The sequence below is a fragment of the Pseudomonas sp. SK2 genome (assembly GCF_016772395.1).
Classification (GTDB): domain Bacteria; phylum Pseudomonadota; class Gammaproteobacteria; order Pseudomonadales; family Pseudomonadaceae; genus Aquipseudomonas; species Aquipseudomonas taiwanensis.
The window spans coordinates 4,459,593-4,483,553 of record NZ_CP061944.1 but is presented as its reverse complement, the minus strand read 5'-3'; the positions used below and the strand labels follow the sequence as shown (position 1 = coordinate 4,483,553).

Genomic DNA, 23,961 nt, shown 5'->3' with positions numbered 1-23,961 from the left:
GACAATCCAGAATCCCGCAGCATCGACGCTGCGGGGGCCTTATCGCCGGTGCTTCTGACGCAACGGCACCAGCAGGTCCATCAACCCGTTGTGGTCGATCTCGTGCATCAATGCCAGCAACCCGCCCAGCTCTCCAGTGGGAAACCCCTTGCGAGCGAACCAGGCCAAATAATCCCCAGGCAGGTCGGCGATGATCCGGCCCTGGTATTTGCCGAAGGGCATGGTACGGGTGACCAGTAGTTCGAGGGTTTCCGGTTTCATGGGCGCATCTGGCTGAGTAAAAGCGCAGACCATACTGCAATCTGCACGGGTGCCCAAGCGGCAATCATGCAGAACGCCGCTTCCAGTTCGTTTGCCTCATTAGATAACTTATTGATTTACAACGTTTTAACGATTCGTTGGCGCTTGGCATGAACGCTGCTCTGTTCCTAGGGACTTCCACCTGCCAAGGAGTTCATGCCATGAGCAACCCGAACAAAGACGTTATCAACGTGCTCAACGACCTGATCGAGTACAGCAAGGATGGCGAGAAAGGATTCAAGACGTCGGCCGAAGACGTGAAGAACCCTGAGCTCAAAGCCTTCTTCGTGCAGCGCGCAGGCGAATGCGCCTCGGCCGCCGCAGAGTTGCAGAGTGATGTGCGCCGCCTGGGTGGCGATCCGGAAACTTCCACCAGCATCAGCGGCGACCTGCACCGTGGCTGGGTCAACCTCAAGTCGATGGTCACCGGCAAGGATGAAGAAGCGGTGCTCAACGAAGTCGAGCGCGGTGAAGACCACGCCTTGAAGGCCTATAAGGAAGCCCGCGAAAAACTGGTCAAACTGGGCCGGGGCGCCAACGACCAGACCTACATGATCGTCGAGAAGCAACTCGAGGGTGTGCAGCGCAACCACGACCAGGTGAAGGCACTGCGCGACGCTGTTCGCGCACGTTCCTAAACCGGAGGCGCCTCGACCCGGTTACGGCCATTGGCCTTGGCCCGGTAGAGCGCCTCATCTGCCGCACCCAGCACGCTTGCCAGATCGTGCTGGGTGCCCGGCAGGTACAGGCCGATGCCAATGCTCACCGTCACCGAATGGGCATCGTCGGCAAAAGGTGCCAGTGCTTGCACGCTCGAACGGATGCGTTCGGCAAGAAGCTTGGCGCCGGCCAGGTCGGTCTCCGGCAGCACCACCTGGAACTCCTCCCCGCCATAGCGTGCCGCAAGGTCTGCCGGGCGCCGGATGCACTGTTCGATGGTCTTGGCCACTTCCCGTAGCGCATGGTCCCCGCCGGCATGGCCGTGACGTTGGTTGAAGGCCTTGAAGTGATCCACATCCACCATCAGCACCGCCAATGGCTGTCGATTTCGCTGGGCACGAGCCCATTCCTGACGCAGCACCTGGTCCAGGCGGCGGCGGTTGGCCAGTCCGGTCAGGCTGTCGGTGGCGGCCAGTGTCGCCAGGCCTTGTTCGGCTTCCTGGCGGCGGCGCAGCTCTCGGCCCAGCAACAGGCTCAGCCAGAGGATACCGATGCACAGCACACCGGTGGCACCGCTGACCAGAATCGCGGTGCGTCGCCAGGACTGGAACACCTCGTCGGCCGAGTGCACTACCAGCACGATCAATGGCAGGTCGGCAACACGTGCGAAGGTGTAGATACGGGGTGCGCCAGTGAAGCTGGAGCGGGCGGTGAAGCTGCCCCGGTGCTCACTGAGGATGCGCTTGAAGTTGGGGCTGTCGTTGACGTTGGCCCCGATCATCGGGTCCTGGGGGCGCGTCGGTTGTCGTGCCAGCAGTTGTCCGTCGGTGTTGATCAGGTTGATGCTACTGTCGTCGCCGATATCCAGTCGCCGGAACAGCTCGCTGAAGTACGACAGGCGCAGTGCGCCGGCAGCTACCCCAACGAACGCGGCGTCAGGCCCTGAAATACGTCGGCTGAAGCTGATGCACCAATCCAGGTCGCTGAGTTTGGACTTAAAGGGCGGGCCGACCAGCAACCCCAGATTGGGGTTATGCAGGTGGGCCTGAAAAATGCTGGTGTTGGCCAAGTTGGCCGTGCGTGGGACGGTGCTGGTGGAATCGCCCACTACGTTGCCTTGCTTGTCGAGCCAGAGCAGATCGCCGCGCTTGTGGTCGACGAAGGCGCCATTGAACAGCAGACGCTGGCGCAAGCTGGTGGGTATGTCCGGCAATTCCTTTCGGCTTACGGCCCAGATCAGGCCTTGCAAGGACTGATCGTAGAGCTCGACGTTGCGCAGGATATCGCTTTCGATGAGCTGGACGATGTTGTTGGACGAGCGAATGGCCGACAGCTCGACGCTGTCCCTTTCGCGTGCCAGCAGGTAGCTGACGATGGCCACGATAGCGAGCACGGCAAGGCAACTGGCCAGGTTCAGGATCAGTTCGGGGTGCGACCTGTAGAGTGCGATACGCGGAGATCGGGTGGGCATGCTCGCTACTGCTGAGGCAGGGGCCGTTATGCGGCGGCAGTATTCTAGGGAAGCGAGGATTGTCGGACAAGATTTGTCCGACGGAATTACCTGTGGGGGCTGTTTTTCAGCCCAAGTCGCCGGCCAACCGGCTCCTACTGAGCGTTTGCAACCCGGTAGTCGTCGGCTGGCTGGCGATCAATGCGTCAGAAGATGTTCACCGGGTAATCGACGATCACCCGCAGTTCATCGTTGTCACTGTTGCTGTCGATGGACGCATAGCCCTGGCTGCCACGGTGGGTGGCATAGCGCAGCAGTACCGACAGATCCTTCAGGTTGCCCTCCTGGAACACATACTTCACGTCCAGGTCACGTTCCCAGTGCATGGCGTTCTTGCCGTCCGCGCGGTAGTAGTCGTAGTGGGTCAGGTCCTTGTCAGCCTTGGTCAGGTCCGCTTCACCGCGCGAGTACGACAGTGACGACGTCAGGCCCGGTACACCCAGGCCTGCGAAGTCGTAGTTGTACTGCAGCTTCCAGGACTTCTCGTTGGGGGCGTTGAAGTCCGAGTACATACGCGAGTTGTCCAGGTAGATGCTGTCACCCAGGTTGATGTAGTCGAACGGCGTGTTGCCGTTGACCCGCTGGTAGGCGGCGGTGACGCTGTGGAACCCGGCGTTGACGGTGAAGTGCACGCTGTAGGTGTTGTTGTCGATCTTGCCCAGCAGCGCCTGGCCGGTGTCCTGGGTGTGGTAGAAGTGCACGCCTGGGTTCAGGCTGACCAGGTCGTTGACTACGTAGGTGTAGTCGAAGTCGGCGTAGTACTGGTTCCAGATGTCCTTCAGCTCTGCGGCATACAGGTTGGCGGTGATGTTCTCGGTGCCCGTCCAGGACGCGCCTGCCCAGTTCAGGTGCTTGCTCTCGTTGTCACCCAGCTTGCCGTAGTAGGTGTCGATGCGGCGGTGTCCGCTCTGGTTGTACGGCTTGGTGAAACTGGCCTGACCGGCTTCGAGCATCAGGCCTTCGATGCTGTTGTTGGTCAGATGCACGCCGCGGAACGTCTGCGGCAGCATGCGGGTTTCACCGCCAGCGATCACCGGATTGGTAAGGAACAGGTCACCGGCCTTGAGCTCGGTGTCGAAAGCCTTGAGCTTGACGGCTGCACCTGCGGTCGAGAACGAGTGCGGCGCGGCACCCAGTTCGTCTTCGTTCTTGAAGTGCGTAGGCAGGATGCTGGTGCCGGCATGGCCGCCACCGCCATCGAGTTTCAGGCCCAGCATGGCATGGGCGTCGAGGCCGAAGCCGACGACACCCGGCGTGTAGCCGGACTCGAACCGGGCAACCGCGCCCTGGCCCCACTCACGGGTGTCACGCACGCCGGGGAGGTGGTTATCGCGGTTGAAGTAGGCGTTGCGGAAATGCAGGTTCAGCGAAGAACCCTCGATGAAGCCTTCAGCTTTGTCTTCATCGGCCTGGGCGGCGAAGGGAATCGTTGCGGCCAATGCAACGAATAACGGGGTAAGACGATACGCGGTAAGCACCGGTATGAGCTCCTTTGGTCTATCGGTGGGGCAGTTTTTATTTTTGAATGTGCAACTTTCTTATTAGTGACGCTTCGGCCGCGCTGATGGTTAAAGCACATAAAAAAAGCCGCTGAGCGATCAGCGGCTTTAAAAGGCTAACATACCGGCACGGGAGGTGCCCATGGCGTAGCCAAGGGAAATCGGAAACGGTGACAGCGACAACTCAGCTGTCGGCATTGGCGTCGACAGAAGCTTTGGAAGCTGTCTGCTTGGCGTCTTTCAGAGTGTCTGCCTTGTGTGCCACGGCTTCGCGAGCTTCTTGCTGAGCTGCGGCCAGTTGTGCGTTACGGGCGACGAAAGCCTGGGATTCTTCGGCCATGGCCAGGGGCGACAACAACAGGGAAGACAGGATGAAGACGCTGGCAATACCCATACTGTTGGACATTTTGAAACTACCTTCTTGCTTGGCAAGTGCTGATTGAGACAGGACTAAAGTTAGTCCTTTCAATGCCCGGGAAACAGTATCGGGTACGATAAGCACTGTTGCACAAAAAGTAATTATCGCCGCTGAACTGGCTTAGATTTTTGCCTCAAACCCGCGTAGTTGAGCGCTTGGAAGGCGAATGCCAAAGGTGTTGGCGCCGGCTTCGCTGCGCACGAAAACATCGCCGCCATGCATCAGGGCAATGGCCTTGACGATGGCCAGCCCCAGGCCGTGGTTGCCGCCGCCACTGTTGCTGCGCGCCGCGTCCACCCGGTAGAAGCGCTCGAACAGCAGCGGCAGGTGGGTACCCTCGATGGCGGGGCCGGGGTTGCTCACGGCGATGCTGACCTGTTCGGCGTCGGCAGCGATGTGCACCTGGATCACCTGCTTGGGCGCGGTATGCTGCACGGCATTGTTGATCAGGTTGATCAGTGCCCGGCGCAATTGGGCTTTCTCGATGGGCGCCTGGGCGTCGCCGCTGACGGTGACGCGGACCTGCGCGTCTTCAAGGATGTAGTCCAGGTAGTCCAAGGTGGTCGCCACCTCTTCGGCCAGCGAGGCCTGGGTCAGGGCCGTGGCCTTGCTGCCCTGGTCGGCGCTGGCCAGGAACAGCATGTCGTTGATGATGCTGCGCAGTCGCTCCAGCTCTTCGAGGTTCGATTGCAGCACTTCGAAGTAGTGCTCGGCGCTGCGACCACGGGTCAGGGCGACCTGGGTCTGGCCGATCAGGTTGGTCAGTGGCGAGCGCAATTCATGGGCGACGTCGGCGTTGAAGGCCTCGAGCCGCGAATACGCCTGGCTGACCCGGTCGAGCGCGGCATTGAAGGCGCCTGCGAATTGCGCCAGCTCAGGCGCCAGGTCGTGGGTTTGCAGGCGTCCGTCCAGACGTGGCGGCGCCAGCGCCTGGGCTTCGTTGGAGAGGGCCAGAAGCGGACGCAGGCCAATGCGCGCCACCCAGTAGCCCAGCAGCGAGGCCAACAGCACACCGAGCACGGCAAGACCAACGATGGCCACCAACAAGCTGTGCTGGGCCTGCCAGAAGGTTTCGGTATCGATGCCGATCAGAAAGCGCAACGCGGGGCGGCCCGCCAAAGGTGGGAGTTCGCTGACCAGCACTTTGTAGGGGTAGGGCCGATCGGGCAGGCGCAGCTCGCGCATACCCTGCGGCCCTTCGGCGAATGTGCGGATAAGCGCGTCCGGCTGGCCATACTCGAATGCCGGGGTTTGGCTGACCACCCAGAAGCGGATGCGCCGGTCTTCTTCGCTGAGCAGGTTGAGCTTGTTGGTGATCTTGGCCCAGTGCTCAGGGGTGCCATAGCGGTTGAGGGTCGACTCAAGCACGCTGAAACGCGCATCGAGCTCGGCAGCGGGCAGCAGGTCGAGGCTGCGATCGACCTGGCGGTACAACGCCGAGCCAATCAACAGGAACACGCCCATCGCCACCAGGATGAACAGCGCCGACAATCGCAGGGCGATGGAGTTAGCCGGCACGGTTTTCCAGGACATAGCCCATGCCTCGTATGGTGTGCAGCAGCTTGTTGTCGAACGGGCCGTCGAGTTTGGCGCGCAGGCGTTTTATCGCCACCTCGACCACATTGGCGTCGCTGTCGAAATTGATGTCCCAGACCAGTTCGGCAATGGCGGTCTTGGACAGGATCTCGCCCTGCCGCCGGGCCAGTACGCTGAGCAGCGAGAACTCCTTGGCGGTGAGGTCCAGGCGCTGGCCGGCACGGCTGGCCTTGCGCGCCATCAGGTCGATCCACAGGTCGCCGACCTGGACCTGCAAAGGTTCATGGCTGCTGCTGCGGCGGGTGAGGGCTTGCAGGCGAGCGACCAGTTCCAGAAACGAGAACGGTTTGCCCAGATAATCGTCGGCACCTTCGCGCAAGCCATGGATACGGTCCTCGACCCGTTCGCGAGCGGTCAGCATGATCACCGGCGTCTGCTTGCGCGCCCGCAGTGCACGCAGCACGCCATAGCCATCCAGGCCAGGCAGCATCACGTCGAGCACGATCACCGCGTAGTCGCCTTCCAGGGCCAGGTGCAGGCCGTCGATGCCGTCGCGTGCGAGGTCCACGGTGAAGCCCTGTTCGCTCAGGCCGCGATACAGGTAGTCGGCGGTTTTTTCTTCGTCTTCGATGATCAGCACACGCATGGTCTTGTCTCAAGTGGCACTGGGCGCAGCCGCCTGGATGGCCCGGCGGCGATGGAACAAGCGTTCCAGGGCCAAGTATATGACCGGGGTGGTGAACAGCGTCAGGGCCTGGCTCACCAACAGCCCGCCGACCACGGCGATGCCCAAGGGCTGGCGCAGCTCGGCGCCGGTACCGAAGCCGAACATCAGCGGTACGGCACCGAGCAGGGCGGCGAGGGTGGTCATGAGGATCGGCCGAAAGCGCGTCAGGCAGGCCTGGTGGATCGCCTGCTCGGGCGTGATGCCCTGCGTGCGCTGGGCGTCCAGCGCGAAGTCGATCAGCAGGATGCCGTTCTTCTTGACGATGCCGATCAGCAGCACCACGCCGATCAGTCCCATGATGCTGAAGTCCTGCCCCATGGCCCATAACAGGATCAGCGCGCCCAGGCCCGCCGATGGCAGGGTGGAAATGATGGTCAGGGGGTGGACCAGGCTCTCGTAGAGCACGCCCAGGATGATGTACACCGCCACCAGTGCTGCCAGAATCAGCCACGGCTGGCTCGACAGCGAGCTCTGGAAGGCTTGGGCCGCACCCTGGAAGTTGCCGCTGATCGAGTCGGGCATGCCGAGTTCGCGCTGGGTGCGCTCAAGGATCTGCACGGCATCGCCCAGGGCCACGCCTGGCGCCAGGTTGAACGACAGGTTGGCGGCCGGGAACAGGCCATCGTGGCTGATCGACAGCGGCCCGGTGCTGGGCGGGGCGACATGGGCCAGCGCCGACAGGGGGACCATTTCGTGGGTCAGCGGCGAGCGCAGGTAGAAGTAGTTCAGGCTTTCGGCCTTGCCTCGTTGGCGGGCGTCGAGTTCGAGAATCACCTTGTACTGGTTGGTCTCGGTCTGGAATTCACTGATCTGCCGCTGGCCGAAGGCATCGTACAGCGCCTGGTCGACGTCGGTGGTGGTCAGGCCAAAGCGCGCCGCGGCCTGGCGGTCGATGTCGATGCGGGTGACGCTGGCGCCCAATTGCAGATCGTTGGACAGGTCGCGCAGTGCCGGGTTTTCCCGCAGGCGGTCGGTCAGGCGCTGGGTCCATAGGTTCAAGGCCATGCCATCATTGCTCTTGAGCACGTACTGGTACTGGGTGCGGGAAGGGCCGGAGCTGAGGTTGATGTCTTGCCCGGCGCGCATGTACAGGACGATGCCAGGCACCTGGGCCAGCTTTGGCCGCAGCCTGTCGATCAGCTCGCTGGCGGAAACGTCACGTTCGCCACGGGGTTTCAGGGCGATCCAGAATCGGCCGTTGGCGATGGTCTGGTTGCTGCCGGTCACGCCGACGGAATGGGAGAACGCGCGCACGGCTGGGTCGGCTTCGATGATCCTGGCCAGTGCCTGGTGCTTCTCGATCATGGCCGGGTACGACACATCCGCCGCCGCCTCGGTGGTGCCGAGGATGAAACCGGTGTCCTGCAGTGGGAAGAAACCTTTGGGGATTGCCACGTATCCGGCCACTGCCAACGCCAGGGTGATGCCGAACACACCCAGGGTCAGGCGCTGGTGGGCCAGGGCATGGTCCAGGGCACGCGCGTACCGGCGCACCAGGCGCTCGCCAAGGCCGCCGTGTTGCTCGCGAGGCGGGCGGCGCATGAACAGCGCGCACAACGTGGGCGCCAGCGTCAGCGACACCACCACCGAGATCAGGATGGTGGCCGTCGCGGTAAGGGCGAACTCCTTGAACAACCGGCCGACCACACCGCCCATGAACAGCAGCGGAATGAACGCAGCGATCAGCGAGAAACTGATCGAGATCACGGTGAAGCCGATTTCCCCGGCACCTTTGAGCGCGGCGGTGCGACTGTCGTCGCCCGCTTCAAGGTGGCGGTGGATGTTCTCCACCACGACGATGGCATCGTCCACCACGAAGCCGACGGCAATGACGATGGCCACCAGGGTCAGGTTGTTCAGGCTGAAACCGAACACATACATCAATGCGCAACTGGCGATCAGCGACACCCCTAGCACACTGGACACCACAAGCGTCGCCGACCATTGCCGCAGGAACAACGCCATCACCCCGATCACCAACACCACGGCGATCAACAGGGTCAGCTCCACCTCGTGCAGCGAGGCGCGGATGGTCTGTGTCCGGTCCTGCAGCACCGAGACCTCGACCGACGCAGGCAGCATCTCCTGCAGCCTTGGCAGCGCTTCCAGCACCCGGTCGACGGTGTCGACGATATTGGCACCGGGCTGGCGGAACACCACCAGGTTCAGCCCTGGTTGCGCGCCGGACCAGGCTTTGACGTAGGCGTTTTCGGCGCCATGGATCACTTTCGCCACATCCTGCAGATACACCGGCGCGCCGTCGCGGTAGGAGACGATCAGCTTGGCGTAGTCCTGCGGGTGGAACAGCTGGTCGTTGGCGGCGAGGGTCGACACGCTGTGCTCGCCGTACAACGCGCCCTTGGCCAGGTTCAGGCTGGTTTGCTGGATGGCCTGGCGCAGGTCGGCGAGGGTCAGGCCGATGGCTGCGAGTTTCTCCGGCTGCGCCTGGACCCGTATTGCCGGGCGCAACTGCCCGGTGATGTTGATCAGACCGACGCCTTCGATCTGGCTCAACTGGCGGGCCAGCAGGGTTTCGGCATAGTCACTCAGGTCATTGCCTGGCATCTGCGAGGAGCTTACGGTCAGCACCAGAACGGGGCTGTCGGCTGGGTTGACCTTGCGCCAGGTCGGCGGGTTGGGCAGGTCCTGGGGCAGGCGTGCGGTGGCGGTGTTGATCGCCGCCTGCACTTCCTGGGCAGCGGTATCGATGTTTTTGTCGAGGGTGAACTGCAAGATCAGGTTGGTCGAACCCAGGGCGCTGCTGCTGGTCATCTGGGTCATGCCCGGAATGGCGCTGAACTGCACCTCCAGCGGCGTCGCCACCGACGATGCCATGGTTTCCGGGCTGGCGCCGGGTAACTGGGCGGTGACCTGGATGGTCGGGAAGTCCGCTTCCGGCAACGGTGCCACCGGCAAGCGCGGGAAGGCGATGGCGCCCAGCAGCACCAGGGCGAATGTCAGCAGCAGGGTGGCGATCGGGTGGTCGATGCACCAGGCCGAAACGCCATTGCGCGTATTCATGGCTGACTCCTGCGGTCGGCCATTGCCGACGCGGCAGGGGCGTCAGGGGTGACCTCGACCCGCGACCCCGGCTTAAGCCGTGACTGGCCATCGAGTACCAGGCGCTCACCGGGCTTGACCCCGGCAATGACGTTCAGCTCGCTGTCCTGGTATATCAGCTTGACCGGCACGCTGGTGACCTTGTCGCCGTCCAGGCGGTAGACAAAGTGCCCATCGACGCCACGTTGCACCACCGGAGGCGGCACCACCAGGACGTTTTCGTCCACGGCGGTACGCAGGCGAATGGTGACCAGTTGTCCGGGCCACAGGCGGCCATCCTTATTGTCGAACTCGGCCTTGACCCGCACCGTGCCGGTGGTGGCGGAAATCTGGTTGTCGATCAGGGCCAGGTGGCCTTCGCCCAGCAGGTTGCGTTCGCCGTCGGCGTCCATGTAGGCCTGGACCAGAGCAGGGGCGGGGGCCTTGAGCAGGCGTTGCAGGGTCGGCAGCATGTGCTGCGGTAGGGAGAATTCGACGGCGATCGGGTCGATCTGGGTGACGCTGAACAGGCCTTGGGTGTCGCTGGTACGCACCAGGTTGCCAGGGTCGATGTTGCGAATACCGACTCGACCGGTCACCGGTGAGCGGATCTGGGTGTACGACAGCTGCACCTGGGCGTTGGCGATGGCCGCCTGGTTGCCCTTGACCGTAGCCTGTAACTGGTTGACCAGCGCCTGTTGCTGATCGAGCGTCTGTTTCGAAACGCCGTCATCGGCGCTCAACAGGCGGTAGCGCTTGAGATCGACGCCGGCCACTTGGATCTGCGCCTGGCTCTGGCCGAGCAGGGCGCGGGCCTGGTCCAGGCTGGCGCGAATCGCCCGGTCATCGAGGGTGGCCAGCAAGTCGCCTTGCTTCACCCATTGCCCCTCCTTGACCAGCACCTGGGTCAATACCCCCTCCACCTGGGGCCGCACTTCCACGCTGTGCAGCGACAGCACCGAGCCGATGGCACTGGCATAACGCGGCACGTCCTGCTGAACGACGCTGACCACCCGTACCGGAATCGCCGCCTGCGCACGTGGCCCGGGCGCTTGCTCGCGCTGGCCGAACCACAGGCCCAGCGCAGCCAGCGCCAGGAGCGCCACCGCGGCGAGAAAAAGAGAGCGGGACGGGCGTCGCATGGGGCAAGCACCTTGGCCAAGAGGGGTGGGAAACACGTGTCCGTAGTGAAGCTTATAGCCCCCTGACCGGGTCGGCAGCGTGACGCCTGGCTGACAGCGCCGACAGTTTCGGCTCGTTGGTGGCCAATTGCCAATATCCTGCGCTGGATCAATTCAACGCCTGTTTTTACCCCTAGAGTCAAATGCCCTGCCGATCTTCCCAACTACAACAACGAGTGCCTCCGATGAAGTGCAATTTGCCTGTTACCGGTCGCGAAGTGGATTACCCCGGCGATGCCAACATTCTTTCCACCACTGACCTGGACAGCCGTATCACCTATGCGAACCAGGATTTCGTGAAGGTCAGCGGGTTCTCCCATGATGAGTTGCTGGGCAATGCCCACCACATCGTCCGCCACCCGGACATGCCGCCCCAGGCTTTCGAGCAGATGTGGCAGACGCTCAAGGGCGGGCGTTCGTGGATGGGGCTGGTGAAGAACCGTTGCAAGAATGGCGATCATTACTGGGTCAGTGCATTCGTGTCGCCGATCAGCAGTGGCGGCCAGACCATCGAGTACCAATCGGTACGGACCAAGCCCAGCCCCGAGCTGGTCGCGGCGGCTGAGCGTTGCTATGCGCAGTTGCGCCAGGGCCGTGGCGGTTGGCGCCAGCGCATACCGGTGCTGGGGTTACGCAGCCGGCTGATGCTCAGCGTCGGCACGGTATTGGCGTCGGTGGCCGCGCTGGGCCATTGGGGCCTGGGTATAGGCGGCTTGCCCGCACTGCTGGAGTTGGGGCTGGCTGCAGGCTTGAGCGGCCTGGTGATCGTCGTCTTGCTACGCCCGTTCGAACGCCTGCGCGCACAGGCCCTGGCCATAGCCGACAACCCCTTGAGCCAGCAGTTGTACACCGGCCGACGTGATGACATCGGCCAGGTAGCTTTCGCCATGCGCATGCTCAAGGCCCAACTGGGCGCGGTGGTGGGGCGTATCGGCGACACCTCGACACGCCTGGCGGCCCATTCCGGCGCCTTGGTCGACGCCTTGCACACCAGTCATAGCCATAGCCTCGAGCAGCAAGGCGAAGCCGACCAGGTAGCCACGGCGATCCACCAGATGAGCGCCAGTGTTGCCCAGGTGGCGAGCAGCGCGCAGTTGGCAGCGGTGGCGGCGGATGAGGCCGAGGGCGAGACCCAGGCCGGGCATCGGTTGGTGGACCGTAACCGCAACGCCATCCAGGGTCTGGCCGGCGCGTTGGCCGAGGCCAGTCAGGTGATTCACCGGCTGGAAACCCACAGCAGCGAGATATCGGGTGTGCTCGATGTCATCCGCGGTATTGCCGAACAGACCAATTTGCTGGCATTGAACGCGGCGATAGAGGCGGCCCGAGCCGGCGAGCAAGGTCGGGGATTTGCCGTTGTGGCCGATGAAGTACGCAACCTTGCCAAGCGCACCGCGCAGTCGACCCATGAAATCCAGCGCATGATCGGTGCCCTCCAGGACGGCACCCGCGCCGCGGTAGAAGTGATGCAGCAAAGCAGCGAGCACGCCGGACACAGCGTCGAGCAGGCGCAACTGGCCAGTAGCGCCCTGGATGGCATCAGCGCCCGGGTCAACCAGATCAACGAGATGAGCTTGCAGATTGCCGCGGCGGTGGAGCAACAAAGCCAGGTCAGCGAGAGCATAAACCGCAATATCGTCAGTATTCGTCTGGCCAGTGAAGCGACGGTGGAGGTGGGGCAGCATAGCCACTCACGTGCCAGTGATGTGGCGTATTTGGCGCAGGACTTGCGGCGGTTGGCGGATGAGTTTTGGCGGCGTTGTCAGTAGGGGGATTGGGCGCCCCCATTTACATGCACCTCAGTTCTATCCAAAACGACTAGCTCCATATTTTTTGAGTCAACGCCTACACGTCGTGCAGATGTAGCTTTTACCTGGGTCGAGTTATCCAACGCCACTTGACCATCCGTTGGCGCGAGGGGCGCGGCGGCCAGGGTCCAGGCGTCGACTTCAAACATGGAGTCGTACAGCGCCACCTGGGCCAGTTGCTGGCGGGCCCGGGCATGATTGACCTCGGCGTCGAGGTTGCCGCTAGCGGCGTCCTTGAGCAGCCCGGCCAGCCCACCGAACAGTTGGCTGGCGGTCTGGCCGGCGGCTTCGAGCATGGCAGGCAATTGCTCGAGGGCGCCGTCGACGTAGTGCTCCAGCTCGCCGCCAAGGTTGGCCTGCAGGTGGCCTTCGAGGATTTCCAGGAACACCGCGCCCAAGTTGGCCCGGGGGTTGCGCCGCAGCTTCTGCCGGGTGACGCGGATGTCACCGGCACCCGCCACCAACCGCCAATCCAGGCCCTGCACGAGAGAGCGCATGCCCAAGGTGGTCAGGGCGATGTCGGCGTGGCTACGAGTAAAGAGCGCGGCTGGGTGAACTCGAGGTCAAGTAATTCTTAGTTGCAATCTTGCCTTTTCAACAATCCCCTTCAGCGTCTGAGCGTCATTTTGAGGCGACACCATGGTTGCCTTTTTTTGCCCGAGTTCATAGATCAATTTGTAAACACCCGCTGGAATTTCCAGATCATGTTCATCGCCAATATTTCCAATAGTAATCACCCCACTTTCAAGGGACTCGTTCACTATCCATAAAAGTAGTCAATAAAACGTTCAAAATTCTGGATCTTGAGCAATGAATCGCGCAGAACTCGGATCATAGTAGCGATACCGGTTGTAATGCAGCCCTGTTTCATGATCGTGGTACTGCCCCTGGAAGCGGATCGGGTTACCCAGACTATGCTGCTTGGCCCACTCCGAACGCGCCTCCCGCACCTCACCCCACGCCTTGTACTGCCCCGCCCACGCAACGTTGCCGTGCGGATCGGTCAACTCCATCGGCGTGCCGAGGTGGTCACAGTGGTACCAGGCAATCGCATCGAACGCCTGCGGTGGCATCGTCGTTTGCCACGACGGATCCTGATCGAAGTCGTACTCCCGCTGACGCCAATCCGGCTGCCTGTGCAGCACGATCGGGCGCTTGCGCAGGGCCTGGGCCACCGGCACGAAGCTGCCCGGTTCATACAGGTAGTGCACCGTGCGCCCGGTATCGCCATCGTCCCTTGGCGGTTAGCTTTCCCAGGCCAGGGTGTCGCCGTCCCAGCCGAACAGGGTGAAGCCACAGCTGAGATCACGTTGGCGCTTGGCCCGCTGCATCTTCCCGTTCACCCAGGCGCAAGTTATAAACTTGCGCCTGCTCAAAAAACATATTTTATCTAGACCTCAAGCGATATAGCTATAATGGCAAAATCCCCTTTGAGTCACTTTCTTTTAAAGAGATAAATTCAACGCCTAACACGCCGAGCGCTTCAGCCTTCTCCTTGAAATCCTCTGTGCAGTAAAGAGTATCTATGTACGGTGAAAGCCTATCAATTCGAAACACTGCACTGTCCTTTTTCTTAAGCATTAACGACTCAAAAGACTGCATTCGACCATACTCGTCACCAATAATTTTTGACGACAAATCAATCACATCATCAGGGCTATAAGATTTGAAAACAGCAGCATAGTAACCAATAGGATTATCCGTCCGCCCACCATTGACTTTGCAATCCACCTTAACCACATCAATGAAATGCACCCCGGTTTCTACACATGCAGCATAGAATTTTTCATTAATTGCATACAGTCCCTCCGCCAAACTACGAGCACCGAAATAATATTTTTTTGACTCCCCTACAAGCACCATCCCCGCAGGCATTTTTTCATGCCCACCATTAACTGGCGCATTTTTATACCAAGGGAAATACCCATATTCAATCTCACCCCAATTTTCGTATATTTTATCATAGAGTGCGGCATCTAGCAGACCCAGATGCGAGCCTACGTCTTTTTTCTGGCTAATCGCATAAAAGTTCATATTTAATCCAACCTTTTTGGTTTCAAACCTAGAGTTCCAGGCGCCTGCAGCATTTTACGATTTCGATTTTGGAGTACAACAATCCTTTCTCTCGCCACAGAGTCGCTGATCACACCCTCTCTGTAATCATTTTTTATCCTAAGCACTTCCATTCTTACATAGGCACTGTAAATTGGATGACTTCCGCAATGATACAACATTCGACCTACCCGCTTTGCTTTAGCCTCGCTATCGGGCATCAGAACACCATTCTCTTTTTTATCCATGCCATCACCAAGACCTATCGAGTCAAAGAATGGCTTATGTATTTTCCAGACTTGCTCAGGAATAATATGGTGAGCCTGAAGATTATCACCGATAGCACCCCCTAGAACATTATCGAGCTTTCGGCTGCAAAGCCATAAAGGGTCGGTCAGCTCTATTGGGTTTGAAACATAAATATATAGGTTTAGCCCACCAGCATAGCTTATTGGGTCTCTGCTGATGTAGCGTCCTTGTTTGGGCGCATAGTAGCGATTGCGATTATAGTGTAACCTTGTCTCATGATCGTGGTACTGCCCCTGGAAGCGAATCGGGTTACTCATCCCGACCTGCTTGGCCCACTCCGAACGCTCCTCCCGCACCTCACCCCACGCCTTGTACTGCCCCGCCCACGCAACGTTGCCGTGCGGATCGGTCAACTCCATTGGCGTGCCGAGGTGGTCACAGTGGTACCAGGCAATCGCATCGAACGCCTGCGGTGGCATCGTCGTCTGCCACAACGGATCCTGATCGAAGTCGTATTCCCGCTGACGCCAATCCGGCTGCCTGTGCAGCACGATCGGGCGCTTGCGCAGGGCCTGGGCCACCGGCACGAAACTGCCCGGTTCATACAGGTAGTGCACCGTGCGCCCGGTATCGCCATCGTCCCTTTGTGGTGAGCTTTCCCAGGCCAGGGTGTCGCCGTCCCAGCCGGTACCTGTGCGCATTATGAATTTTTACATGAAAAGCTACTTGCATACGTAGCTGACAAAGTAATCCGTAAGAATTTTATCCGCTAGTTTATAGTTCTCGTCGTCGCATTGAAGGAACTCCATAAACCAACTGAGCTTTTCCGACATCATTTCTTGATCGTCAGATTCATCAATGCTTAGTAACAGCATTGCCAATCGAGTGCTTAATGCATCTCTGCTATGGAAATCACGAACACCTTCAAGACCCGGTATCTGTATTCGCCACTGCGCTGCTAATTTCCGGCACTCCAACTGGTCGATTTCTCGTGAAATGTATTTTTCAACAAAATTTATTGGGCTTGGCAAGTCTTCTGGAAACGTATAATTAATTGCTGCAAGGGCTATGAGCATAAACTTTCTCAGTACAATATTTGCCTCTCGACCATCATTGGGCCACACAATTTCACCGTAAGCAAAGCTCATTCCCATTCCACTCCTAGGTGTGTCAATGCATCTCTGCAACTTTTACAAGTAGGTTTGTTAGGGAGGCGCTGAACAATTAGCCAATTCTCACCGTCCCCATTTTCAAGCCGGTTTTTCAACCTACCGGCCTTATTCTGCGTTTCTTGGGCCGATTTCTACCCTGATTTTGCTGATTAGCGGGCCAGCCCCGCCTTTCGGACGGACTTATCCCGCCGTCCGTTGCAAATACCGCTTGGCCAGTACCAGATTGGCCAACCCAAACAGACTGAACAACTGCGCCGTATTCTTTTCCAGTCCACGGTAGCGAACCTTGCGATGATTGAAGCGCACCTTGATCACCTGGAAGGGATGCTCGATCTTGGCACGCAGCTGCGCCTTGGCGTATTCGATTTTGCGCTTGACTCGGTACAGCACGCTGTCTTTGCCGTGATGTTTGTAACTGCTTGGCCGTGCTGCAATCGACCAGATAACGTCCCGTTCAGCATGCTCCGGTCGCTTGGCCGCACCAGTGTATCCAGCGTCACCCGAAACATAGGTTTCGGCGCCGTGCAGCAACTGATCGACCTGGGTGACATCCGCCACGTTGGCGGCAGTCCCTGCCACGCTGTGCACGAGTCCCGATGTGGCGTCGACAGCAACGTGGGCCTTCATCCCGAGGTGCCATTGATTGCCTTTCTTGGCCTGATGCATCTCAGGATCACGCTTGCCTTCTCGGTTCTTGACCGAAGGCGGCGCGGCGATCAGGGTAGCGTCGACGATAGTGCCTTCCTTGAGCAGCAGACCCTGGCTGGCCAGATGCTGGTTAATCGTTTCAAACAACACCCGCGTTAGCTGATGGGTTTCCAGCAAGCGGCGAAACCGCAACAAGGTGGTGGCATCCGGTGCCGACTCACGGCCCAGGTCGATGCCGATGAAACCACGAATGGCCTGGCTGTCGTAGACGGCATCTTCGGTACCTTCATCGGAGATGACCGAAACACTGCTGCACGACATACATGCGCAGCATGCGCGACAACCCAATCGCAGGGCGTCCACGCTTGCCTGTGGTGTCGCTATAGAACGGCGCCACTTGCGCCTCCACTTGTGCCCAGGGCACCAGCTGTTCAAGGTCCGCCAGGAAGCGATCTCGGCGAGTCTGCTTTTTCTTGCCGGTGTATTCGAGTTCGGAGAAGGTCTTTTGCATGCGCGTAACAAAGCTCACGGAGGAGGCTGGTTGAGGGGGCTCAGTGTGCCAAGGGTGGGGGCGGCTGGCTATTTATGCAGTGTCTCCCTAAGAGCCAACAGAAATTCGTTGCGCAGATGCTTGATGCCCTGATCGCTCAGGCCACGACTAAAGCCAGCAACGAAGGACAGGAGATTTTGCAGTAAGCAGATAAAACAACACCGGCGCATGGCCGGTGCAGGATGAGAATATCTATCTAATATGAGCAGAAATTCGTTTATATAAAAACTCATAAAAATCTGAAGCGTAATTAACGTTTTCACCAGACGGAAGTCGAAGACTCACGGGGCACTCACCATCTTTAAACTTCGAATAGTCAAAGAAAAAGACTTCCCCCATATCAGTTTCGCTAATCACAAGCTTTTTGCCATCTATCAGATTATTTTTTATGCCCACAATATGCTGATAGACAATATCCCCTCCATTGACACCCTCAAAGTCCACGCCATAGATACTGTAAATTTCTTCAGTACCAATCTCGCCACCCGCATACGTCTTTAAAAACCACTTGTACGACCCTGGCAGTTCAAGCCCTAGCCGCTGCTCGGCCTTCTCAATCCAGTCATCACTCACGCAATCGGCCTGGCTACCAAAGCACACGATATCAGGATGCAGTGATACTAATTCCTCAATTTGATGTGTCGTAACTTGGCTCATTCTCAATTCCTAAAGTCTGCAGGTCGTTGCTTCCAGTACTGCACCTTCCACTTATCAAAAGCTGCCCTATCACTACCAGAAGGAATTATATTAGGGCTAATGTGAATAGTTGCGCTATTGGTTTGGTGAAAACTTTGCGTCATTTCTGCAATAGGCCCTGACTGTGTTTGTGTCATATGGTGCAGGTTCACCGACTTGCCATCTACACCTATGGGCGCTCGACCAGAGGCCATACGCTCAGCATTACTACCGGTTATGACCTTGCCACCTTCACGCCAACTAGTTTGCAAATTAGGATCAAATAAATCATTCCGCTGATAGACCTTATTCCCACTAAACTGAATAGGATCTTTTGACCAAAAATTACGTTGCTGAGTAAAAACAGAGCCCGCCTCTGTAGCGTTCCCTAATCCTTTTGCACCACAGCAACATTCTTTTGCTAGTCCTAGTGGATCAATCCAACTTATAGGGTTTGGAGCATATACATATTGATTTAGCCCCCCGGCATAGCTAATGGGGTCTTTACGAATGAATCGAGCACCCCGAGTATCATAATACCGATGTCGATTGTAATGCAGCCCAGTCTCGTGATCGTGATACTGCCCCTGGAAGCGAATCGGGTTACTCAGGCCATGCTGCTTGGCCCACTCCGAACGCTCCTCCCGCACCTCACCCCACGCCTTGTACTGCCCCGCCCAGGCAACGTTGCCGTGCTGATCGGTCAGCTCCATCGGCGTGCCGAGGTGATCGCAGTGGTACCAGGCAATCGCATCGAACGCCTGCGGCGGCATCGTCGTTTGCCACGACGGATCCTGATCGAAGTCGTACTCCCGCTGACGCCAATCCGGCTGCCTGTGCAGCACGATCGGGCGCTTGCGCAGGGCCTGGGCCACCGGCACGAAGCTGCCCGGTTCATACAGGTAGTGCACCGTGCGCCCGGTATCGCCATCGTCCCTTGGCGGTTAGCTTTCCCAGGCCAGGGTGTCGCCGTCCCAACCGAACAGGGTGAAGCCACAGCCGAGATCACGTTGGCGCTTGGCCCGCTGCATCTGGTTCCAGCCGGTACCCGCTTCCGGCCTATCCCAGTAATGTGCGACCGAGTTCTTGTACAGACGTCGACCCAAGGCGTCGTAGGCGAAGTCGACCTTGAGCTTGTCGTCGCTGTAGCTGGCCAACCGGTCGAACAGGTCCCAGGTGAAGTGGGCGTGCGCGCCGTTTTGTAAGCGGTGCACCAAGTTGCCGCGTTCGTCGTACTTGTAGTGGGTGCCGGCGTATTCGCGCAGCAGGTTGTCCATCAACTTGTTGCGACGTGGGTCGGCTTCCAGCGGGCGGTTCAGCTCCTGGGGCTTCTGGTCCAACAGGTTGCCGGCGGGGTCGAAGGCGAAGGTTTCGACCCTCAGGCAACTGGTGGCTGGCAGCAGGCGACCCGCCGGACCACTTCACGGTGCAGGTCGTCGCGCTCGTAGGCCAGCAGCTCATGCTGGTCAAGGGTCACGCCAAGCACGTGACCGCTCCCGTAGGTGAGCGTTCTGAACTTATGGCCATCGGGGCGAAGGTTCAGCGCGTCGTACTCTTGCTTCCACAATGCGACCATCGGCACAGCGGTCTTGAGGTAGTACTGATGCTCGTGAGAGAGGTTTCCCGCTTCGTCATGGAACCATTGCAGCTTGCTGTCGGCATTGATGGCCTGGATCAGCTCGCGTTTTGGGCCGGCACGATATTTCCACTGCAAACAACGCCGACGACAGCGCGACGGCCAGCACCGGAATTCGGCAATTGTCGGCGGCGCTGGCCGACACGAACGACGAGCATCGTGCAATTGCCGATACCTGGCTGCACCGTGCGATCGCCGGAATTCAGCAAATGCACCTCAACGACGACGCGCGCCAGGTGGTTGCGGAACGACTTTTCTAGTCACCAACAGAATGACGGCTGCCGCTGCGCTTCTCCCCGATCAGGGAGAAACAAGTGACCGCGCGGAGGTCGATTTCTGGGCAACAACAAGGGCCCCTTACGCAGCCCTGTTGTTTCACCGCTCTTTTCGGATGCGGTCCATCAATCAATCTGGCGCAAAGTGGCTATGCAAATCCGAACCCATATCGTTGATTGGAACTCTGTTCCCGTCATGGTCTTCGGTACAGATAACGAATCGTTCAACGGTTTGATCTACCACGCGCGCACCATCGACAACTGCAAATAGGCCAAAAAGTGCGCCTTTTACGGATTCCGCGATTACCCGATCCAACAGCTCACGATCGTGGTCGTTGAGGTTCGAACGCCACGCGGCTACATCTACCAAGAACTTTTCCGGTTTCCTGCCGGGAGGAGACGTGAAGAGTGCGATTAAGTCATTGATCGTCGCGTCCCTCACGTGCTCGTCTATCAATGAAAGTAGTTCGGCTGTGTTCATGTGCTTAGCTCACACGTTGGTAATTTCCTCGCGAACGCACCGGGATACGTCTGCTTGTTCAGGTCAATCAAGCGCTGCAAGCATTCGTTTGATGCTCCGGTGCGGCTCCTGAGATCGCGAATATCTTTCGCGAGCAGATCCCGGGCGGTGCCAGTATAAGAGCCTTTGATCGTCGGAATTCGCAAATGCTCTGGCCTCGGAACAGCAATTGCCGGTGCGGTCTGATGATCGTAATTCGGCACGACCTGACCAGCCGGCTTGCTTTGCATCGCGTGGTGAATATCTAGACCGTCGCCAGAAGCGGAACGCTTCTTGAGATCGTCGTAGGTACCAACATCGTACTTCGAGCACGGATCGCAAGGGTATCGAGCCAGCCCCAGCGGGTCAATCCACTGCGTCGGGTTGGGCGCGTACTGATAGACGTTAATGCCGCCGACGAGCCCGATGGGATCCTTGCTAACAAACCGCCTTACATTGGGATCATAGTATCTATGTCGATTGTAATGCAGCCCTGTCTCATGATCGTGGTACTGCCCCTGGAAGCGGATCGGGTTACCCAGACTATGCTGCTTGGCCCACTCCGAACGCTCCTCCCGCACCTCACCCCATGCCTTGTACTGCCCCGCCCACGCAACGTTGCCGTGCGGATCGGTCAGCTCCATCGGCGTGCCGAGGTGATCGCAGTGGTACCAGGCAATCGTATCGAACGCCTGCGGCGGCATCGTCGTTTGCCACAACGGATCCTGATCGAAGTCGTACTCCCGCTGACGCCAATCCGGCTGCCTGTGCAGCACGATCGGGCGCTTGCGCAGGGCCTGGGCCACCGGCACGAAGCTGCCCGGTTCATACAGGTAGTGCACCGTGCGCCCGGTATCGCCATCGTCCCTTGGCGGTGAGCTTTCCCAGGCCAGGGTGTCGCCGTCCCAGCCGAACAGGGTGAAACCACAGTTCAGTTCGCGCTGGCGTTTAACGCGCTGCATCTCGTTCCAGCCAGTACCCGCTTCCGGCCGATCCCAGTAGTGCGCCACCGAATGTTTGTGCAAGCGCCGACCCAGGGCGTCGTAGCTGTAATCGACCTTGAGCTTGTCGTCGCTGTAGCTGGCCAACCGGTCGAACAGGTCCCAGGTGAAGTGGGCGTGCGCGCCGTTCTGTAAGCGGTGCACCAGGTTGCCGCGTTCGTCGTACTTGTAATGGATGCCGGTGGCGTCGAAGGCGAAGGTCTCGGTCTGGTTCTGCTCGGCCAGGTGGGCGGTGAGCGCGGCCACGCGGCCCATGCGGTCAAAACGCAGCTCGATTCGGCGCTGGCCTTGGAACGGGGACCACTGCCATCCCATTCCAAGATGAAGCCGCCCTCAACGCGATCATTGGACCGCGTGATCCGATGATTGCGGTACCGACTGTGCAGGCGGCGCCATCTTCGTCACGGGCGCCGATCAGGTCGCCCTGGCCGTCGTAATGGTAAGTGCACAACTGACGAAGCGGCTTGCCATCGACTCAGATCCCGAAGGTTGCTATTTGAATCGAAGGCGAAAATTTCCAAGTAGGGGCGGCTGATGACTTTGAGCAGACGCCCCACCGAGCTGTACCCACCGAGCGCCCTACAATCCTGACCTAAAAACAAGGCAAACTTAATTACAAAGGATATATCTTCTCCGACCCCCACTCTTCAATGGGGTAAAAATCGACACCCAAGACTTTTACCTCTTCGGCTTTATTTTTAAATTCTTCACTGCAAAATAAAGTATTTATATAAGGAGAAAGACCAGATATCTTAAATACAGCATTCCCAACATCATTCAACTCCAACTTGCCAAATGACTCCACCATATTGTACTCGTCGCGCACCAAACCTAAAGAACCTTTTATAACCTCTTCAATTGCGTATGACTTAAAAACAGCCACATGATAAGCACCGGGGTTTTCCCTTCTACCTCCTCCTACCTTAAAGCTAACGCGAACAACATCCTGAAAAACCGCCCCGGACTTTTCACACGCATTATAAAAACTATCACTAATTGCGTATAGATCGTTAATTAGTCGGCGCGCACCAAAACAGTACTTTTTCCCGGCTCCCACTAGGACCATGCCTTCAGGCATTTTTTCATGAGGGTGGTGCCTCGCTGAATTAGCGTACCAAGGGAAGGCGCCATATTCCACCTCCCCCCAATTTTCATAAATCGTGTCGTACAAGGTGGCATCAAGAAGCCCCAAAGGACAACCAGAGTCTTTTTTCTGGCTCATCATGTAGAATTTCATTTTTACCCCTTATTCTAAGCGTTTAGGTGCAATACCAGGAACACCGGGAGCTTGTAGCAACATCCTGTTCCTATTTTGTAGCGCCGCAATTTTATCCCGCGCAGTAGAATTATTAATCATTCCCGCAGAATGAGCGGCCGAGATTCTAGACACCTCGAAATCAACCCCCGCACTGTACTTAGCATGGCTTCCGCAATGATAGAGCATGCGCCCCATTTGTTTTGCTTTGCCCTCCCTATCCGGCATTAGAACTCCATTCTGTTTCTTGTCCACATCCCCGCCGAGGCCTATAGAGACAAAGAATGATGTGTGGTTTTTCCAAATCTGTTCAGGAACGATATGGTGAGCTTGAAGGTGGTCGCCCGCAATCCCTCCTAATGCATTGTTGAGCTTCGAACTGCAAAGCCCCAGCGGGTCAATCATTCCGGTAGGGTTAGCCACGTAAAGGAAAATATTTACTCCTCCGCCGTAGCTTAGCGGATCCTTGCTGACAAACCGCCCTACATCGGGATCATAGTATCTATGTCGATTGTAATGCAGCCCAGTTTGATGATCGTGATACTGCCCCTGAAAGCGAATCGGGTTACTCATCCCGACCTGCTTGGCCCACTCCGAACGCTCCTCCCGCACCTCGCCCCACGCCTTGTACTGCCCCGCCCAGGCAACGTTGCCGTGCTGATCGGTCAGCTCCATCGGCGTGCCGAGGTGGTCACAGTGGTACCAGGCAATCGCATCGAACGCCTGCGGCGGCATCGTCGTTTGCCACAACGGATCCTGATCGAAGTCGTACTCCCGCTGACGCCAATCCGGCTGCCTGTGCAGCACGATCGGGCGCTTGCGCAGGGCCTGGGCCACCGGCACGAAGCTGCCCGGTTCATACAGGTAATGCACCGTACGCCCGGTATCGCCATCGTCCCTTGGCGGTGAGCTTTCCCAGGCCAGGGTGTCGCCGTCCCAGCCGAACAGGGTGAATCCGCAACCCAGTTCACGTTGGCGCTTGGCCCGTTGCATCTGGTTCCAGCCGGTACCCGCTTCCGGCCTATCCCAGTAATGCGCGACCGCGTTCTTGTACAGACGTCGACCCAGGGCGTCGTAGGCGAAGTCGACCTTGAGCTTGTCGTCGCTGTAGCTGGCCAACCGGTCGAACAGGTCCCAGGTGAAGTGGGCGTGCGCGCCGTTTTGTAAGCGGTGCACCAGGTTGCCGCATTCCTGGTCCAACAGGTTGCCGGCGGGGTCGTGTTTGTCCAAGCAATTGAGCAGTCGTTTAGCTGGCTTGTTCCATGCGGTGC

The 23,961-nt window shown here is 58.7% G+C and carries 19 protein-coding genes and 9 pseudogenes; 4 read left to right on the top strand and 24 right to left on the bottom strand.

What is annotated here, in order from left to right:
• Positions 1-39: 39 nt before the first annotated feature.
• Positions 40-261 carry a DUF3820 family protein gene (locus IF103_RS20155; RefSeq protein WP_023382297.1) on the bottom strand — a complete coding sequence of 74 codons (222 nt, stop codon included), beginning with the start codon at positions 259-261 and terminating at the stop codon, positions 40-42.
• A gap of 200 nt (positions 262-461) precedes the next feature.
• Between IF103_RS20155 and IF103_RS20150 the strand changes: the two genes are divergently transcribed.
• Positions 462-938, top strand: a complete 477-nt coding sequence (locus IF103_RS20150) for a ferritin-like domain-containing protein (RefSeq protein WP_104881262.1) — start codon at positions 462-464, stop codon at positions 936-938.
• On the opposite strand, the gene IF103_RS20145 is transcribed toward IF103_RS20150, so the two are convergent.
• The 7 genes from IF103_RS20145 to IF103_RS20115 all read right to left on the bottom strand — a co-directional run bounded on the left by IF103_RS20145 (position 935) and on the right by IF103_RS20115 (position 10,831).
• Entirely contained in the window at positions 935-2,431 is a 1,497-nt protein-coding gene (locus tag IF103_RS20145) for a sensor domain-containing diguanylate cyclase (RefSeq protein WP_202675620.1), read from the bottom strand. The two genes, IF103_RS20150 and IF103_RS20145, sit on opposite strands and share 4 nt — an antisense overlap.
• Before the next feature lie 185 nt (positions 2,432-2,616).
• Complete coding sequence (locus IF103_RS20140) at positions 2,617-3,954, bottom strand: OprD family porin (RefSeq protein ID WP_374374930.1); 1,338 nt, start codon at positions 3,952-3,954, stop codon at positions 2,617-2,619.
• A gap of 199 nt (positions 3,955-4,153) precedes the next feature.
• A complete protein-coding gene (locus tag IF103_RS20135; protein WP_023382293.1) occupies positions 4,154-4,375 on the bottom strand; it encodes a hypothetical protein in 222 nt (73 codons plus the stop codon).
• Between the two features lie 132 nt (positions 4,376-4,507).
• Positions 4,508-5,920 carry a heavy metal sensor histidine kinase gene (locus tag IF103_RS20130; protein WP_104881264.1) on the bottom strand — a complete coding sequence of 471 codons (1,413 nt, stop codon included), beginning with the start codon at positions 5,918-5,920 and terminating at the stop codon, positions 4,508-4,510.
• Positions 5,895-6,569, bottom strand: a complete 675-nt coding sequence (locus tag IF103_RS20125) for a heavy metal response regulator transcription factor (protein WP_023382289.1) — start codon at positions 6,567-6,569, stop codon at positions 5,895-5,897. Before IF103_RS20125 ends, IF103_RS20130 begins: the two co-directional genes overlap by 26 nt.
• A 9-nt stretch (positions 6,570-6,578) precedes the next feature.
• On the bottom strand, positions 6,579-9,671 hold the full coding sequence (locus IF103_RS20120) for a multidrug efflux RND transporter permease subunit (protein WP_027907448.1): 3,093 nt from the start codon (positions 9,669-9,671) through the stop codon (positions 6,579-6,581).
• On the bottom strand, positions 9,668-10,831 hold the full coding sequence (locus IF103_RS20115; protein WP_202675618.1) for an efflux RND transporter periplasmic adaptor subunit: 1,164 nt from the start codon (positions 10,829-10,831) through the stop codon (positions 9,668-9,670). Before IF103_RS20115 ends, IF103_RS20120 begins: the two co-directional genes overlap by 4 nt.
• 182 nt (positions 10,832-11,013) lie before the next feature.
• On the opposite strand from IF103_RS20115, the pseudogene IF103_RS25485 reads away from it, so the two are divergent.
• Together IF103_RS25485 and IF103_RS25480 are read left to right on the top strand one after the other, a co-directional pair.
• Positions 11,014-11,721 (top strand): annotated as a pseudogene (locus IF103_RS25485) (PAS domain-containing protein); the annotation flags it as partial.
• A 36-nt stretch (positions 11,722-11,757) separates the two neighbouring features.
• Complete coding sequence (locus IF103_RS25480) at positions 11,758-12,639, top strand: methyl-accepting chemotaxis protein (RefSeq protein WP_390897464.1); 882 nt, start codon at positions 11,758-11,760, stop codon at positions 12,637-12,639.
• Here the strand turns inward: IF103_RS25480 and IF103_RS20105 are convergent.
• From IF103_RS20105 to IF103_RS25150, 11 genes and pseudogenes are all read right to left on the bottom strand, one after another.
• Positions 12,633-13,175, bottom strand: a complete 543-nt coding sequence (locus IF103_RS20105) for a hypothetical protein (protein WP_148299934.1) — start codon at positions 13,173-13,175, stop codon at positions 12,633-12,635. The two genes, IF103_RS25480 and IF103_RS20105, sit on opposite strands and share 7 nt — an antisense overlap.
• Positions 13,176-13,241: 66 nt before the next feature.
• Positions 13,242-13,439 (bottom strand): hypothetical protein, encoded by a 198-nt coding sequence (locus IF103_RS20100; RefSeq protein WP_148299933.1) that lies wholly within the window; start codon positions 13,437-13,439, stop codon positions 13,242-13,244.
• Between the two features lie 36 nt (positions 13,440-13,475).
• A pseudogene (locus IF103_RS20095) lies at positions 13,476-14,012 on the bottom strand (RHS domain-containing protein); the annotation flags it as partial.
• A 76-nt stretch (positions 14,013-14,088) separates the two neighbouring features.
• Entirely contained in the window at positions 14,089-14,712 is a 624-nt protein-coding gene (locus tag IF103_RS20090; RefSeq protein ID WP_104883323.1) for a hypothetical protein, read from the bottom strand.
• 2 nt (positions 14,713-14,714) lie between these two features.
• A pseudogene (locus IF103_RS25015) lies at positions 14,715-15,005 on the bottom strand (hypothetical protein); the annotation flags it as partial.
• A 96-nt stretch (positions 15,006-15,101) separates the two neighbouring features.
• Positions 15,102-15,665, bottom strand: a pseudogene (locus IF103_RS25010) (RHS repeat-associated core domain-containing protein); the annotation flags it as partial.
• Positions 15,666-15,701: 36 nt separating this feature from the next.
• A complete protein-coding gene (locus tag IF103_RS20080; RefSeq protein WP_023382282.1) occupies positions 15,702-16,127 on the bottom strand; it encodes a hypothetical protein in 426 nt (141 codons plus the stop codon).
• Between the two features lie 204 nt (positions 16,128-16,331).
• A protein-coding gene (locus IF103_RS20075; protein ID WP_202675617.1) for an IS5 family transposase occupies positions 16,332-17,310 on the bottom strand; the annotation gives its coding sequence in 2 pieces (ribosomal slippage) (positions 16,332-17,096 and positions 17,098-17,310; 978 coding nt in all).
• Positions 17,311-17,541: 231 nt separating this feature from the next.
• The gene (locus tag IF103_RS20070) at positions 17,542-18,006 is read right to left on the bottom strand and encodes an SMI1/KNR4 family protein (protein WP_104883325.1); all 465 of its coding nucleotides are present in this window, start codon (positions 18,004-18,006) and stop codon (positions 17,542-17,544) included.
• Between the two features lie 2 nt (positions 18,007-18,008).
• Positions 18,009-18,191, bottom strand: a pseudogene (locus IF103_RS20065) (HNH/ENDO VII family nuclease); the annotation flags it as partial.
• A gap of 249 nt (positions 18,192-18,440) precedes the next feature.
• Positions 18,441-19,705 (bottom strand): annotated as a pseudogene (locus tag IF103_RS25150) (RHS repeat-associated core domain-containing protein); the annotation flags it as partial.
• A 5-nt stretch (positions 19,706-19,710) separates the two neighbouring features.
• Between IF103_RS25150 and IF103_RS20055 the strand changes: the two are divergent.
• Positions 19,711-19,920, top strand: coding sequence for a hypothetical protein (locus IF103_RS20055; RefSeq protein ID WP_041925546.1), 210 nt, complete (start codon positions 19,711-19,713; stop codon positions 19,918-19,920).
• 145 nt (positions 19,921-20,065) lie between these two features.
• On the opposite strand, the gene IF103_RS20050 is transcribed toward IF103_RS20055, so the two are convergent.
• The 5 genes and pseudogenes from IF103_RS20050 to IF103_RS24980 form a co-directional block, all read right to left on the bottom strand.
• Positions 20,066-20,416, bottom strand: coding sequence for a hypothetical protein (locus tag IF103_RS20050; protein ID WP_023382277.1), 351 nt, complete (start codon positions 20,414-20,416; stop codon positions 20,066-20,068).
• A 362-nt stretch (positions 20,417-20,778) separates the two neighbouring features.
• Positions 20,779-21,690, bottom strand: a pseudogene (locus IF103_RS25145) (RHS repeat-associated core domain-containing protein); the annotation flags it as partial.
• A 358-nt stretch (positions 21,691-22,048) separates the two neighbouring features.
• Positions 22,049-22,672, bottom strand: a complete 624-nt coding sequence (locus IF103_RS20040; protein WP_202675616.1) for a hypothetical protein — start codon at positions 22,670-22,672, stop codon at positions 22,049-22,051.
• Positions 22,673-22,681: 9 nt separating this feature from the next.
• Positions 22,682-22,978 (bottom strand): annotated as a pseudogene (locus tag IF103_RS24985) (hypothetical protein); the annotation flags it as partial.
• Positions 22,979-23,068: 90 nt separating this feature from the next.
• Positions 23,069-23,908, bottom strand: a pseudogene (locus IF103_RS24980) (RHS repeat-associated core domain-containing protein); the annotation flags it as partial.
• Positions 23,909-23,961: the final 53 nt, after the last annotated feature.

Coding starts and splice junctions, on each gene's coding strand:
- IF103_RS20155 (WP_023382297.1), bottom strand. CDS start 261: ATGAAACCGGAAACCCTCGAACTACTGGTCACCCGTACCATGCCCTTC.
- IF103_RS20150 (WP_104881262.1), top strand. CDS start 462: ATGAGCAACCCGAACAAAGACGTTATCAACGTGCTCAACGACCTGATC.
- IF103_RS20145 (WP_202675620.1), bottom strand. CDS start 2,431: ATGCCCACCCGATCTCCGCGTATCGCACTCTACAGGTCGCACCCCGAA.
- IF103_RS20135 (WP_023382293.1), bottom strand. CDS start 4,375: ATGTCCAACAGTATGGGTATTGCCAGCGTCTTCATCCTGTCTTCCCTG.
- IF103_RS20130 (WP_104881264.1), bottom strand. CDS start 5,920: ATGTCCTGGAAAACCGTGCCGGCTAACTCCATCGCCCTGCGATTGTCG.
- IF103_RS20125 (WP_023382289.1), bottom strand. CDS start 6,569: ATGCGTGTGCTGATCATCGAAGACGAAGAAAAAACCGCCGACTACCTG.
- IF103_RS20120 (WP_027907448.1), bottom strand. CDS start 9,671: ATGAATACGCGCAATGGCGTTTCGGCCTGGTGCATCGACCACCCGATC.
- IF103_RS20115 (WP_202675618.1), bottom strand. CDS start 10,831: ATGCGACGCCCGTCCCGCTCTCTTTTTCTCGCCGCGGTGGCGCTCCTG.
- IF103_RS25480 (WP_390897464.1), top strand. CDS start 11,758: ATGCGCATGCTCAAGGCCCAACTGGGCGCGGTGGTGGGGCGTATCGGC.
- IF103_RS20105 (WP_148299934.1), bottom strand. CDS start 13,175: ATGCGCTCTCTCGTGCAGGGCCTGGATTGGCGGTTGGTGGCGGGTGCC.
- IF103_RS20090 (WP_104883323.1), bottom strand. CDS start 14,712: ATGAACTTTTATGCGATTAGCCAGAAAAAAGACGTAGGCTCGCATCTG.
- IF103_RS20080 (WP_023382282.1), bottom strand. CDS start 16,127: ATGAGCTTTGCTTACGGTGAAATTGTGTGGCCCAATGATGGTCGAGAG.
- IF103_RS20070 (WP_104883325.1), bottom strand. CDS start 18,006: ATGAGCCAAGTTACGACACATCAAATTGAGGAATTAGTATCACTGCAT.
- IF103_RS20050 (WP_023382277.1), bottom strand. CDS start 20,416: ATGAACACAGCCGAACTACTTTCATTGATAGACGAGCACGTGAGGGAC.
- IF103_RS20040 (WP_202675616.1), bottom strand. CDS start 22,672: ATGAAATTCTACATGATGAGCCAGAAAAAAGACTCTGGTTGTCCTTTG.